The organism is Butyricicoccus sp. Marseille-Q5471, from assembly GCF_951230135.1.
GTDB lineage: Bacteria > Bacillota > Clostridia > Oscillospirales > Butyricicoccaceae > Agathobaculum.
Window position 1 is genome coordinate 77,995 of record NZ_CATNVC010000007.1, and the last position, 13,879, is coordinate 91,873.

The 13,879-nt window shown below is 50.3% G+C and carries 12 protein-coding genes; 2 read left to right on the top strand and 10 right to left on the bottom strand.

What is annotated here, in order from left to right:
• Positions 1-104: 104 nt before the first annotated feature.
• From QOX26_RS09335 to QOX26_RS09350, 4 genes are all read right to left on the bottom strand, one after another.
• Positions 105-1,193, bottom strand: coding sequence for an ABC transporter substrate-binding protein (locus tag QOX26_RS09335; protein WP_283674704.1), 1,089 nt, complete (start codon positions 1,191-1,193; stop codon positions 105-107).
• Positions 1,194-1,399: 206 nt separating this feature from the next.
• On the bottom strand, positions 1,400-2,857 hold the full coding sequence (locus QOX26_RS09340; protein ID WP_283674705.1) for a response regulator: 1,458 nt from the start codon (positions 2,855-2,857) through the stop codon (positions 1,400-1,402).
• Positions 2,854-4,614 carry a cache domain-containing sensor histidine kinase gene (locus tag QOX26_RS09345; RefSeq protein WP_283674706.1) on the bottom strand — a complete coding sequence of 587 codons (1,761 nt, stop codon included), beginning with the start codon at positions 4,612-4,614 and terminating at the stop codon, positions 2,854-2,856. Before QOX26_RS09345 ends, QOX26_RS09340 begins: the two co-directional genes overlap by 4 nt.
• A gap of 148 nt (positions 4,615-4,762) precedes the next feature.
• Entirely contained in the window at positions 4,763-4,912 is a 150-nt protein-coding gene (locus QOX26_RS09350) for a hypothetical protein (protein ID WP_283674707.1), read from the bottom strand.
• Between the two features lie 158 nt (positions 4,913-5,070).
• Between QOX26_RS09350 and QOX26_RS09355 the strand changes: the two genes are divergently transcribed.
• Complete coding sequence (locus QOX26_RS09355; protein ID WP_283674708.1) at positions 5,071-5,232, top strand: hypothetical protein; 162 nt, start codon at positions 5,071-5,073, stop codon at positions 5,230-5,232.
• Positions 5,233-5,738: 506 nt separating this feature from the next.
• Here the strand turns inward: QOX26_RS09355 and QOX26_RS09360 are convergent.
• The 6 genes from QOX26_RS09360 to QOX26_RS09385 are packed head-to-tail and all read right to left on the bottom strand — an operon-like array spanning position 5,739 to position 12,413.
• The gene (locus tag QOX26_RS09360; protein ID WP_283674709.1) at positions 5,739-7,322 is read right to left on the bottom strand and encodes a mannitol dehydrogenase family protein; all 1,584 of its coding nucleotides are present in this window, start codon (positions 7,320-7,322) and stop codon (positions 5,739-5,741) included.
• Positions 7,319-8,389, bottom strand: a complete 1,071-nt coding sequence (gene uxuA, locus QOX26_RS09365; RefSeq protein ID WP_283674710.1) for a mannonate dehydratase — start codon at positions 8,387-8,389, stop codon at positions 7,319-7,321. Before uxuA ends, QOX26_RS09360 begins: the two co-directional genes overlap by 4 nt.
• A 23-nt stretch (positions 8,390-8,412) precedes the next feature.
• On the bottom strand, positions 8,413-9,435 hold the full coding sequence (locus tag QOX26_RS09370; RefSeq protein WP_283674711.1) for a zinc-binding alcohol dehydrogenase family protein: 1,023 nt from the start codon (positions 9,433-9,435) through the stop codon (positions 8,413-8,415).
• 35 nt (positions 9,436-9,470) lie between these two features.
• Positions 9,471-10,772: a TRAP transporter large permease gene (locus QOX26_RS09375; RefSeq protein ID WP_283674758.1), complete on the bottom strand. Its 1,302-nt coding sequence runs from the start codon at positions 10,770-10,772 to the stop codon at positions 9,471-9,473.
• Complete coding sequence (locus QOX26_RS09380; RefSeq protein WP_283674712.1) at positions 10,772-11,341, bottom strand: TRAP transporter small permease; 570 nt, start codon at positions 11,339-11,341, stop codon at positions 10,772-10,774. Before QOX26_RS09380 ends, QOX26_RS09375 begins: the two co-directional genes overlap by 1 nt.
• A 31-nt stretch (positions 11,342-11,372) precedes the next feature.
• Entirely contained in the window at positions 11,373-12,413 is a 1,041-nt protein-coding gene (locus QOX26_RS09385; protein ID WP_283674713.1) for a TRAP transporter substrate-binding protein, read from the bottom strand.
• Positions 12,414-12,700: 287 nt separating this feature from the next.
• Here QOX26_RS09385 and QOX26_RS09390 point away from each other — a divergent pair, with 287 nt between their 5' ends.
• A complete protein-coding gene (locus QOX26_RS09390; protein WP_283674714.1) occupies positions 12,701-13,450 on the top strand; it encodes a GntR family transcriptional regulator in 750 nt (249 codons plus the stop codon).
• Positions 13,451-13,879 lie beyond the last annotated feature (429 nt).

Below are 13,879 nucleotides of genomic sequence, written 5' to 3' on the forward strand. Positions count from 1 at the left end.
ACGGCCTATCCGCACTGCGCCGATTGATGCCGTGATTTTGCTCCTGTTTGAAATTCCACGCAGAAAACTGTCGTTTCTGCGTGGAATTCGAAGAGAGAGAAGGATTAGTTAGCGAATTTTTGAACCTTTACACCGGTGGCTTCTTCAAGCAGAGAGGGATCGAAGGATTTCGCCACATTAGGCAGCTTATCCTCGGTAATCTTGCCCTGACCGGCGAGGAACTCGGAAATCGGCGCCATGGCCTTGCCCAGCTGATAATCGGACTGCTTGATGAAATCCGTGCCGACGTATTTGCGATCGGCAATTTCCTTACGCATATTTTCGTCGGTAAACTCTTGTGCATTTTCATGGTACTGTTTAATGGTGTAGTCAAAGCGTACGTTATCATCCTGCAAAGCATCCATGGCTCGGACGATGACCTTGAGGAATTTCACCACATCGTCGCGGCGGCTTTCAATGACAGCATTACGGGCAAAGCAGCCGTCCATCAGCTCAACGCCGGTTGCGTCCTCAAACGATGCAACTTCTACGTAGCCCTTATCCAAACAATCATATGAGTACGGGGGAGAAATGGAGATCAGATCGCCTTCGCCTGCGACAAACGCCTGAAAGCCCGGGCCGTATTCCATATGTACCTGCTCCACATCGGTTTCACTCAGGCCAAGCTGATTGATATATCCAATCGTTGCAAACTGAGACGAGGTGCCAAGCGGCCCTAAAATTTTAGCACCCTTTACCGTCTCTGCACTGCCCAGCATGTCCGACTTGCCGGAAACACTGCCGGATGCTTTGGCGATCGGACTATCCGGACGGGCGTAGATGCCCATGCCGCCGGTAGTATTGATTTCAGCAATCCACGAGCAATCGCCGTTTGCCATGGCATAAACCGATGCAAAGCCGGAACACGCAACGTCAAGCTGCTTGGCCGCGATTGCTTCGTTAACCGGCGCGCCGGTCGGGAAAATTACGAGATTTACATTCAGGCCTTCTTCTTCAAACCAGCCCTGATTCTGCGCATACAGGGCAGGCACGCCCACCGTCGATACGAGCAAGCCGACGTTAAGCGGTTCGCCCTCCCCGCCTTTTCCACCGGCGCTCTCATTCCCCTTGGCGCCGCAGCCAGCCGTCAGACCGGCAATCATGGTTGTTGCGAGCAGCATACCGCACAGTCGCTTCCACATTGTACGTTTCATAAACTTGCCTCTCTTTCTCATCTTTTGTTTTTCCACCGTTGTCTCTCTGCTTTGATGGTGTCATTATACGAAAACAGTCCTGCTCCCGCTATCACTTTCTTGACTCCTTTCACCAGCAGATTGACATTCCATTGTGCCTTATGCACCATTTTTACAAATCAACTAACCAATATATATGTACTTTTCACATTTTGTCTTTCCATATCTTAATGTTGTTTTCTTCTACTTTCATTCGGCGTCAATCCGAACTGTTTTTTATAAACCATAGAAAAATAGCTGACATTTCCAATACCCACGCGCTCGGCAATCTCACCGACACGTAAGTCCGTCTGTCGCAGCAAATGGTCCGCCTCATCCAGCCGCAGCTTGAGCAGATATTCGGAGAAATTTACGCCGACCTCCTTCTTAAACCGGCGGCTAAAATACTCATTATTCAGAAAAACTGACTGTGCTGCATCCTGTAAGCTGAGATTTTCGCAAAAGTGCGCGCGGATGTAGTCTACCGCCTGTTGAATATTGGCGGAATACTGCTGTGTCCCCTCATTTAAGCTGGAAACAAACGTGTTGAGCGCGGACTCAAGTTCATCCAGATGTTCCGCATCGTTAATCGCCTGCTCCGTCTGCTGCACAACCGGATGCAGCGCCAGATCGGGCACCGTATTTACAACAAAAATCAGCAGTCTGCGCAGTCTCGGCACACTGACGCACTGCGCGCGTGCAAAGGCGAAAATAGTGTCCATTTGTCGCTGCAATTCGTTGGTATTGTGCGCATGAATGCTGACGACTGCATTATTACGCATAATAAACAGCTCTTGCAGATTTTCCTCCGGCTCTGTGCGCGGCGGGATCGAGGTTGCGCCGGGACTACGATAAAACGCACCATCCATATCGGTCATTGCCTCGAACAGCGCCCGTTTCGCACTCGACATGCCCCGGTGCAGCTCACTCAGCCCGATGCGCGAGTCGGTTAGCGCCTGCAGGCCGTTGTACAGCGCAATCATTTGCTCTCGCTGTTCGCGCTCGGAATTCGTTGTGCGCGTCCCTGCAAGCAGCGCAATTCTGTGATTATGATAACTAAACAGCAGCTGCCATCCCACCCAGTTGGCAGAATGATGCGCCAGCTCATCCAACACAGCTTTATCATATTTAAACATCAGCGCGAAGCAGCCGCCATTTCGAGGCAGCCCGTATAGCTGCAGTTCCTCCTCCGGCAGCATGTCTACTTTCTCATCCTCCAGCACGCGGCACAGGTACTGCTCCGCATGCAGCTTGTCCCCTTGCCGAGATACCTTTTCCCGATTCTTGCCCAGGCGCTCGAGCAATCGGCGAAGCAGCTCAGGCGTAATTTCACTCTTTAGAATATAGTCGGCTGCACCACTCTGCATTGCCGTGCGCACATAGTCAAAATCATCATGGCAGGTCAACATGACCACCTCTACCTCAGGCCATTGCAGCTTGATTTGGCTGAGCAACTCCAATCCATTCATGCGCGGCATGGTGATGTCAGTCAGCACCACATCAATCTGTTCATGCTGAAGCCGTTCCAAAGCCAGCGTACTGCGTGAGACACTGGCGGTCAGTACATAGTCCCCGCCCAAACCGCGAATACATGCAGCAATGTAATCCTTAATCGGAGTCTCGTCATCCACTACCATAATCCTCATCTGTCGTCCTCCTCCTGATTGCGGCCTATGATAATAATTGTAATTGCCGTCCCCTTGCCAAGCGCACTCTCAATATGAATATCCGACTGAGGGCCAAATACATACTGAATGCGGCTGCGCACGTTGCGCAGGCTGATGCTGTTGATTGATCCGCGGCTGCGGCGGGTAGAATCCCACATGTGTGAAATCTGCTCCTCGGTCATGCCTTCCCCGTTATCCTCCACACGCAAAATCGTCTTGTTGCCATGCCGCGTGCCGATGATACTAATGCACCCCTCGCCATCCTCCTTGTCCGAAATTCCGTGGAAGATTGCATTTTCCACCAGCGGCTGCAAAATCAGTTGTGGGACATGGAATGAATCCATGTCCTGATCGATAAATACACTCAGCGAAAACTGCGTGCCATATCGACATTCCATCAGCGCTACATAGTGCCGAATATAGGCAATTTCATCATGCAATGCGTGATCCTTTCGATCCGCTGCAATCGGCATTTTGAGCAAGCCGATAAACGCATCCAGCATGGTGGTCGCCTGCTCCATGCGCCCAAGCGCAATCAAACTCTTGATGCTGAATAGCGTATTATGCAAGAAATGCGGATTGATTTGTGCCTGTAGAAAATCAAACTCAATGCGCCGTTTTGCACGTTCCTCGTCCTTAATCTGGGTAATTAACCGTTCGATACGGCCAATCATGGCATTAAATGTTTCCGAAAGCAGTTGCACCTCATAATACTGATGCTGAACCGGCATGGTTTCGGGATGTTCATCGGAAAACTGCTCCATGCGCTTTGCCAGCAGTGCCAACGGACGAGTGATAGTCCTTGCGATGATATAGCTTAGTCCCAACGCAAGTGTCAACGCAATCAGCAGCGACAGCAGCGCTACGGCAAACACGTCCCCATAGGTCTCCATCAGCGAACCCAGAGCCAGTTCCTCTACCACTGTCCAGCCGGCAGAGCTATCACGGTAGCTTGTGCGAAGAATCGGCCGGCCGCGCTGCAGCTGCACAGCATAGCCGTTCGACTCAATACCATCCTCCGCCGTAACATGGTACAGGGCAAAGCCAATCAATGCAGGATTGGAATGACTGACGATAATGCCCTGTTCATCAAAAATATACAACCGGTTGTCCCCGCGCAGAGTACCTGCATAATTCTTAAACACCATACTCTGCGCAGTGTTGGTGATGAGAGTGCATATCGCTCTGCCCTCGCTATCACGCAATACGCGGCCATAGGAGAGTACGGCCGAAGTGGAATCCTCGCTTTGTAAAAAGCGCATGTTCCAGCTGCGGTCGTTATGTCCGGATACCAGCGTGATGAACCAATAGGAACTGAGCAGCTGCTGCAGTGGTTCAATTTGTTCCTCTGTGGTAGAAAGCCGGGTGTTGTCATCGTGAAATACCACATCAATCGAGGTATCCATGTCATACCGCTCAAAGGTATGCTGCGCAGTTTCCATCGCTGCCTCGACCTGCCCGCGAAATTCGGTTTCTGCGCCCGCTCTTTCAAACGCTGCGCCCAGCTCGTCCAGCAAATCATCTGAAACGCTGGTGGTCACACTTTTAACGACCTGATTGTATGAGGTGATCTGCCGCAGAATGTCGAGTCGAGATGCACCAATCTGATCGATAAAATGTCCGACAAGTGAAAATACAGCGAAACCAAGTCCGAGCACAACGATTAAAATACACATGAGGATGACGCGTTTGAAGATAATAGAATACAACCGGGTGGGCTTAAAACGTCTGTGCATAGCATTCTCTCTCCCCTATGTTATTTGTGCTCTTGTACAAATGATACTGCCATAATATAGTCTAAACTGTGCTTTGTCTACAAAGAACACAACCGTATTTTATCAGTATTTTGACTTTTTGACAATGTCATTGAAACCCTGAGAAAATTTACAATATGCGCCCTCCCACCGCCTCTTCCATTTTGGCATCTGCCTTTCCCCAAGCATGAGCTTCAAAACCGGATTCAAGACTGCCGTTTCCCATGACCAGAAACTTAATCGATAAATCAGTTCTAGCTTTCTTCAACGCTTCAATCACATGGTCTATATCATAACTCGCGGATAGGCTTCCGGTATGTACCACTGTGCTCCCGTTGAATTTACGTTACTAACTCGTGTATTACATCACTGCAGCAATGCCTCCCCCCTGCTATGCGGGCATTCGGTTGCACTGGCAGATGAAACCATTCAACTTTTTTGAACCGGGCAAGACTGGATGTCTGGGTTGATTTTATCGGCGTGTGTCTCGGCTATGCACTGGTGATCCTATTTACTTACTTATTCCGTCAATACCATGCGTTGAAGGTGGACATCAGTACAGTCCAAAACCATACCGTTAGCGCAAAACCCAAAGTATAACGTGTTAGATGAAGCGGTGCCGCTATCATTACGCATCGAAATTCACCACAACTTTCCATATACAAAAAGCCCATCAGTACATCGCGTTTGAAGCGAACTATAAAGGAGAGAGTGCATTTTGAGAAACGTAGAGTAGCTGTTGCAAAACTTCGTTTAGTGGTTGCGGCGTGTGAGCAGCTCATATCAGTCGCAGATTCTATGTGCTGTGCCCACGAGTGTCTCGAAAGGGCGGAAAGCAGTACAGCTTTCCGCCCTCCTAGGCGTGGGATCCTCGAAAAACGCCCAGTCTACCCCTGCAGGGGCGGCCTTGCCGCCTAAGAGCCAGATGCAGTTGATGTTTCGTTTGCAATCCTCCTCGATGGAGCGACTTTCACATCCCGAGTAATGTGTCTAATTAGTTTCGGTCAAATTGTTTTTACATATCAATTACACGAAAAAACGAGCCGTTTTGTGCTGCGAAAGCAGCGTAAAACGGCTCGTTTTTTTTAGAATGATTTTGTCGCAGCTTATTTGCTCTGCGATTGCGACGCAAGATAAACCTGCAAAGTTTTGCGTACACTGCCTGCCCCACCAAGCTGGGAGATAAACATCGCTTCGATTTTATCCGCCAGCCCTGCCTGTTCCAAATCGGTGCCGAAGATTGCGGCATTTTTTAGAATCGTCCGAATTTGACCGGTATAGCTGTTACTGTCGTCCCAAACTATGGTTGACAGCGCGGCCTGCAGCTCCGCTTTCATGGGATCCGCGGACACCTCCATCGGCGCGCCTTGATCATCCACCGCGAGCAGATAGCGAAGCCAACCCGCAATCGCCAGCGGAATGGCGACTAGTCCGGCTGTGCCCTGACCGTTTTCCTGATACGCTTTTATCGTTTCACCAAAGCGAATGCCCACCTTTTGGCTGGTGTCAGTCGCAATACGCTGCGGTGCATCGGGCATAAACGGATTGGGGAAGCGCTCGCCCATGACCTCGTCAATAAACGCCTTGGGGTTCAAGATTTTAGGATCGGTCACCACGGGCAACGCCTCATGGTAGCCCAGCTGTGTAATGAGCGACACAATATCCGCATCCTGCATTTCTGCACTGATGAGCGTATAACCCAGCAAGCAGCCGTATACACTCATTGCCGTGTGCAGCGGATTTAAGCAGCCCGTCACCTTCATACGCTCTGTGGCATTCACCGTGTCACGCGCAGTCATGTACACCCCTACCTGCTCCAGATCTGGACGCCCGTTGGGGAAATCGTCCTCTACGACCAGATACTGCGGCTTTTCGGCGTTGACAAAGGCCGCAGTATAGGTGTTTTTCGCAGTAATAAAGGGGCTGATATCCTGCAGTCCATCCGCCTGAAGGCTTGCCTCAACCTTGGGATCGGGACGGGGCGTAATCTTGTCAATCATGCTCCACGGGAACGTGATTTTGGTGCACAAAAAGTCAAGCTCGGCATCGGTAATTTTACCGCTTTTATGCCATGCTTTGGCCACGCCCAGTACTGCGCCGCTCAGCTTTTCGCCATTATGTGAGCAGTTATCCATCGACACGAGCGCAAGTGGCTTGCCGCACGCGTGAAAGCGAGCGATACAAAGCGCGGCGAGCTGCGCCATTAGGCTTCGGCTATCGGCAGGAGCACCCTGCATATCGTTCTCAACCATTTGATTTACTGCGTAGCCCTTCTCCGTAATGGTGAAGGATACCATTTGCAGACTTGGTGCTTCAAAAATTTCACGGATGCGGCTGAAATCGTGCTGCACAGTCAGGCTTTCCGTCACCGAACCAACGATTTCTTTTTCAATACCGCCGTCCGGCAGCAGTGTCACGGCGAGCGACAGATTGTCATACGGGCGAAAACACTTTGTAATCACCTCATCGTCATAGCTTTCACAGCAGATGATGCCCGTGTCCGCACTGCCCTTTTCAAGCAGTCGCTGGCACAGCACCGCCGGGAACATGCGAAAGATGTTGCCCGCGCCAAAGTGCAGCCATGTCGGACGCGCCCTGGTGTTTTGCGCCACCTGCGCGATGTCGAACTGTGGCAAATGATAGCCAGTCCACTGCGCGGGCTGCGCAAGGGAAGCAAGATTCAGCTTCATGCCTTACCCTCCAAGCGCTCGAGCGTGTCCCAAATGCCCCAAAGGTACATGATGCCCAACGCACGGTCATACAGTCCATAGCCCGGTCGGCACTTTTCGTTCCAGATATGGCGGCCATGATCAGGCCGTATATAGCCATTGAAGCCTGCATCATGGTATGCCCGCATAATTTCCAGAATACCAACATCACCGTCGCAATCACGATGTGACACCTCGGAAAAGTCACCATTATCGTAGTGTTTGACATTCCGGACATGGCCGAAGGCAATGCGGTTGGCATGCTTACGCACAATATCCGCAACCACATTATCGCGATTGGCGCCCAAGCTGCCCGAGCACAGGGTGAGGCAGTTGTATTCATCGTCCACCATGGACACAAAGCGGTCAATGGCAGCTGCATCGGTAAGCAAGCGCGGCAAACCAAAAATATCCCACGGCGGATCATCCTGATGAATTGCCATTTTAATGTCACACTCGCGACAGACCGGCATAATCGCCTCAAGAAAATACTTTAAATTGTCCCACAGCTTTTCCTTCGTCACCGGCGCATAGGCAGCAAACAACTCATCAAGCCGTGCCATGCGCTCAGGCTCCCATCCGGGAAAGGTCAGGCCGTTTAGATTTTCTAAAATATAGTTTGCCATTTCGCGCGGATCGTCTTGAATTTTTGCTCGCTCATAGAAAAGCGCGGTCGAGCCGTCCGGCAGCGGATGGTAAAGATCCGTACGCGTCCAGTCAAAGACGGGCATAAAGTTATAGCAAATGACCTTTACGCCAAACTCTTTCAGGTTCCGAATGGTTTCTATGTAGTTTGCAATATACTGATCGCGCGAGGGCAAGCCAATTTTAATGTCATCATGAACATTTACCGACTCAACCACATCGATGTTAAAGCCGTGCGCCGCGCACTGGTCATAGACCGTACGGATTTCGTCCTTTTGCCAGACCTCACCAGCCTGCTTATTATGCAGCGCCCAGACAATGCTCGTTACGCCCGGTATCTGCTTAATATCGGATAGCGAGATGCTGTCATTGCCCTCGCCGTACCAACGAAAACCCATTTGCATGGTGTTATTCCTCCTTTTAGGTGTCACTCAGTTTCCATATCAATTAGCACCTTGCGCACCGTCGCGCCATTGGCATCCACATAGGCAAAGGCCTCTTCCATGCGGCTAATGGGATAGATTGCGGTGATAAATCCGTCAAGCTTGAGCTGATGCTGATTAAAAGCATCAATTACTGTGGGGAAGCGATTTGTTTGCAGGCGCGAGCCCCGCACATCCAGCTCTTTTTTCGTTAGCTCAAATGCGGCAATGTTGCTAGGTGTTTCGTTAAAGCTCATTTCTACCACACGCCCGGCAGCACTGGTGACCTTTACTGCATCCTCAAAGCTTTGCTTGGTGCACACCGCGTCAATCGTCACATTGGCGCCCATGCCATTGGTAATCTCCATCACGCGATCATACGTGTTTTCGTTTTTGGCATTAATGGTGTAGTCCGCGCCAATAGATGCCGCAAAGGCGAGCTTGTCATCAACTAGATCGGTGATGATCGTGATTGCGCCCGCAAGCTTTGCGTTCTGCAAAATGGTCAGACCGATTGTGCCCGCGCCGTAAATGAGCACAACGTCACCGGGCCGCACGGCACCGCGCAGACAGCTCTGTGCGCCGATTGTGAATGGCTCGATCAGGCACGCGGTATCCCACGGGATATCCGCCGCGATTTTATGCACCTGTTTGGACGGCAAAACAACAAATTGCTGACAGCCGCCATCCACATGCACCCCCAACACCTTGAGCTGCGTGCATACGTTGCCGCGTCCCTGCTTGCAGGCATAGCAGGTGCCGCAATAGGAGATTGGCTCCGCCACAACATGGTCGCCCACGGCGACGCCGGCTTCGGCGCCGGCTTCGATAACCTCGCCCACAAATTCATGCCCCCACACACGCGGGTAGGTGGCAAAGGGGTTTTTGCCGTGGAAAATATGCATATCCGAACCGCAAATGCCCACGCGTTTGACCGCGATAAGCACATCATCGGGTTTTTGAATCTTCGGGGCTTCTCGCTCCATCACCCGTAACGAGCCGGGCTTTTCTACTAGACCAACTTTCAATTTTTATTCCTCCGCTCATCGGTTTGTGTTGTCTGTTAACCGTTAAGCCACTGCAGGGGCACGGTAATCAACTGTGGGAAAAAGATAAGTACGAAAACAAGCGCCGTCTGAAAAATGTAATAGGGAATGACGGGCTTTATAATGTGCTCCATTTTGACATTGCCCGTTGCGCAGGCAACGTTAAGCACGGGTCCCACAGGGGGAGAGGTTAAGCCAAGAACGTTTGCCAAGGTAAAGACAATGCCAAAATAAACGAGGTCGATGCCCGCCGCCTTGACCAATGGTAGCATGATGGGCGTCATGATTAGAATAGTCGGCACTACATCGATACAGGTGCCCATGAGTATAATCACAATCATCAACACCAGCATTAGCAGCGTGGGATGTGCTGTTAAACCACCGAGCGACTGCGTGAGCACCTGCGGAATGCGCGAAACGGTCATAAGATAGGCCGCAACATTAGCTGTGGCCGCAAGAAACATTACCACTGCCGACATTTTTGCCGCCGCAATAAAGGCACGGAACAGCATTTTGAGCTTGAGCTCACGATACACAAAAATGCCGATAATCAGCGCATAGACCACTGCAACAACGCCCGCCTCGGTTGCGGTGAAGACACCGCCGCGCAAGCCAACCAGAATAATAATCGGCAGCAATAGCGCCCAGAGACCTGATGCAAAAATACGCAGAATTTCACGCATTGACGGCATCGGGGTGGTCACCTTAATGCCATCCTTTCGAGAAACCAGAAACCACACGATGCACATAATCGCGGTCAGATAAATAGCGGGCACGATGCCGCCAAGGAACAGCGCCTTAATCGAAACGCCGGCCGAAATACCGTAAACAATCATCGGAACAGACGGCGGCATGATTGGCGCTACGAGATTTGCCGAGGCAACTAAGCCTGCGCTTTTGGCGCGGTCGTAGCCACTTTTGACCATCATGGGAATCAGCATTGCCCCAAGCGCAGCTGTGCTGGCAACCGCCGACCCGACCAGCGAGGCGAACATGAGGCATGCAAAAATCGTCACATATCCCAAGCCACCCTTCACGCGGCCGACAAAGATGTTACAAAATCCAATGATTCGCTTGGTTAATCCACCTCGGTTCATCAACTCTCCAGCTAGCACAAAGAACGGAAGCGCCATCATGGTCACCGAGTCTGTTCCTGCCATAAGCTTTTGTGCGATGATTTGTGAATTGGCATTGGAGCCGCCCAGGCAGAGCGCAGTGCATACGCCGCAGAAAATCAGCGCCATACCAATCGGAAGGCCAATCGCAATGCCGACAATTAGAAATGTTAAAAATAAAATGAGCAATACAATCGGATCCATCACTCTGCGTCCTCCTTTTGCGGGGTAGCCTGCTCTAATTCATCCTCTTCCTCGTCGTGACGTGGCTGCAGGAGTACCATTGGATCCTCCTTGCCCACAATCAGACGCACCAAGTTGATGATGCATATCGCAATGTAGGCAACGCCAAGCACTGCCCCGGCAACGTTGATGAAAAAGACAGGAAACCGCGTAATCGGCCAAACGTCGCCCTTTTTCATAATTGCCCATTGCCAACTGCCCTGTACAAGCATTGACAAGAGCCAAATCGTGATGGCCTGAATGGCCACGTAGATTACTTTTTGTGCTTTTGCGGGCACGCGGGCAATCAGTGCATCTACCATTAGATGCGCGTTATCGCGCGCGGCAACAATGGCCCCCAGGTACACCAGATAGATGAAGCACAGGCGGCTAATTTCCTCACTCCAGGCAAAGCCTGAATTGAATACGTAGCGCAGAATAACATTTAAAAACGTAAATAATACCATCAGTGCTAGAAAAAATGCAATTAGGACTTCCACCGCATGAAAGACCAACTCAATCACACTGCGTTTCTTTTTCTGAACCGGCACGGTCAAACCTCCCTCGAACTAAATTTGTAGCTTACGAAACGGCCTGAATTTTGTCCGTCAACTCCTTCGCCCAATCATTTTCGGCATAGAGCTTGTCCAGTGTCGGCTGAATCATCTTGATCATTTGCTCACGATCAGCTTCGGTGCATTCGGTGACGGTCACGCCGGCGTTTTTCAGATATTCACGATCGTCGTCAACGCTTGCGGCATAGTCGACCCAAGCCTGCTCCGCCGCCGCCTTGGCTGCGTCACGCACGATCTGCTGCTGGTTCTCGCTCATTTGATCAAGGATATCCGCATTAATCACGATTTCGAGCGTTGCAATGATGTGGTTTGTTTCGTACAGATATTTCTGCACCGCCTCAAAGCCCTGGCTGCGCACTGTTACCATGCCATTGTCCTGGCCGTCCACGATGCCGGTTTCAAGCGCCGAAAACAATTCATTCAGCGGAATAACCTGCGCCGATGCACCCAGATTTTCTGCGATGCCGACATGAATGGGGTTGCCCGGCATACGGAATTTCTGACCTGCAAAATCAGCGACGCACGTGAGCTTTTTGTTGCTGGTGAAGGTACGCGCGGAGTTCGGACCCCAACCGAGGATATAGGTTTCCGGGAAGGCAGTATGGAACCCTTCGCTCACTTCATCCGCGATTTCGCCCGTCCAAACCTTTTGCGCGTGATCGAGATCACGATAGAGGAACGGCCAGTCCGAAATGAGCATAGTGGTATATTCCTGATTCATGGGTGTGCCCACAATGGCAACTTCAATCGAGCCATTTCGAACGCCATCCCACAATTCACCTTCTGTGCCAAGCGTGCCATTGTGGTAGGTGTCAATGGTAATTGTACCACCAGACTTCTCCTCCACCTCTTTTTTGAAAACAGTGTCCATTACCTTAGCCATAGGATGACTTTCCGACCAGTTATCTCCCACCTTTAAGGCAAACGCCTTTTCCCCAGCAGCAGCCCCCGATGCGCTGCTCGTCGGTGCGGACGAACCGCACGCGGTGCAAGAAATTGCAACAGATGCCACCAACGCGAGTAATGCAGATTTTTTCCAGCAAGCCATAATAAAACTCCTTTCAAATCCCCTTCGTGCAAACTCAATTTGTACACGACTTATTACTTTCAAATCTTAACATGTTAGCATTCTTGTTGCAATATACAATAGCACCAAGGTTATCCAATCGTTTTTAGTTGTTTGCAATAAAGGCATCTGTAAGTCGAAAGAACCTGCCTCTTATCTGTTTTAACCCTTATAAACCTGCAATTGGATTAGTTTTCTATTTCCCTCTTGCAATCACGCATCTAAAATGTTAGAATTCATTATAGTAAAACCGTGTCTTGAGGTGGGCTATGAAACTGAAGCATATGGAGAAACTGCCTGGTGAAGGCGCAACTGAATACGCTTTGCGTACGCTGCGCAGCAATATTTTGCATCTCAGCCTAGAGCCCGGAGAGCGCATCAGCGTGGCGGAAATCAGCCAGGAAATGAACATCAGCCGCACGCCTGTGCAAAATGCGTTTACCCGTCTGTCGGAAGAGGCGATGCTAAAAATAATTCCGCAAAGTGGTACCTATGTGTCGATGATTGATATGAAACGGGTGTATGAATCGGTCTGCCTTCGCAATTTGATGGACCAAACAGTGCTTTATCGTCTGTGTGAAAGTGGCATTACGCCAAAAGAATTGTATATGCTCAAGGCGAACCTAAATGAGCAGGACTTTTATTCGAGCCAGGGTGACTTCATTAAATCCTTGGCACTTGATACCCAATTTCACCAATTGTTTTATCAGCTGTGCCATATGGATAGTATCTATAACGCTATGCAGACCATCGCTGCCGATCAGTGCCGTGTGCGCATGCTCAAGCTCATGTGTAAGCTACGCAACAAGACCACAGAGCAAGAGCACCTGGAAATGCTTGAAGCCATCAAGAACCGTGATGTGGCACAAAGCCACGCCATTGCCAGCCGACATCTGGAGGGCTTCGCTGTTGATCTTGAAAGTGTGCACGCGCAGTATTCTAGCTATTTTTCAAACTGGGAGCAATACGGCCCAGAAAAGTTTTTATTTCGAAGCGAAGAATTCCGAAATCTCATTTAGCCTGTAACCCGATCGACGTACGATTTCACTTTATCTCCAGCCACGGATAAGGGGCTGCGACAAAACCAATCTAAAGAACGCGCCGTTTATGCTGCTTTCGCAGCACAAAACGGCGCGTTTCTTGGTGTCATTGAGATATAAAAACAATTTGAGCGAAACTAATTGGACACATTACTCGGGGTGTGAAGGTCGTTCCATCAAACGGCATATCACCTTACGACCCAATTCTTGGAGACTAGCGCTAATTTGTTTATACACCAATCTCTGCGCAACCACTAAACGAAGTTTTACAACAGCTACTCTACATTTCTCAAAAACACACTCCCTCCCTTATCGTTCGCTTCAAGCTTGATATACTGATTTTAAAACAATCATCACTGACCAACATGCTTCAGCCATACACGCGCTTGTGAAGCGCTAGTCGCCCAT

Coding starts and splice junctions, on each gene's coding strand:
- QOX26_RS09335 (WP_283674704.1), bottom strand. CDS start 1,193: ATGAAACGTACAATGTGGAAGCGACTGTGCGGTATGCTGCTCGCAACA.
- QOX26_RS09340 (WP_283674705.1), bottom strand. CDS start 2,857: ATGAGGATTATGGTAGTGGATGACGAGACTCCGATTAAGGATTACATT.
- QOX26_RS09345 (WP_283674706.1), bottom strand. CDS start 4,614: ATGCACAGACGTTTTAAGCCCACCCGGTTGTATTCTATTATCTTCAAA.
- QOX26_RS09360 (WP_283674709.1), bottom strand. CDS start 7,322: ATGAAGCTGAATCTTGCTTCCCTTGCGCAGCCCGCGCAGTGGACTGGC.
- uxuA (WP_283674710.1), bottom strand. CDS start 8,389: ATGCAAATGGGTTTTCGTTGGTACGGCGAGGGCAATGACAGCATCTCG.
- QOX26_RS09375 (WP_283674758.1), bottom strand. CDS start 10,772: ATGGATCCGATTGTATTGCTCATTTTATTTTTAACATTTCTAATTGTC.
- QOX26_RS09385 (WP_283674713.1), bottom strand. CDS start 12,413: ATGGCTTGCTGGAAAAAATCTGCATTACTCGCGTTGGTGGCATCTGTT.
- QOX26_RS09390 (WP_283674714.1), top strand. CDS start 12,701: ATGAAACTGAAGCATATGGAGAAACTGCCTGGTGAAGGCGCAACTGAA.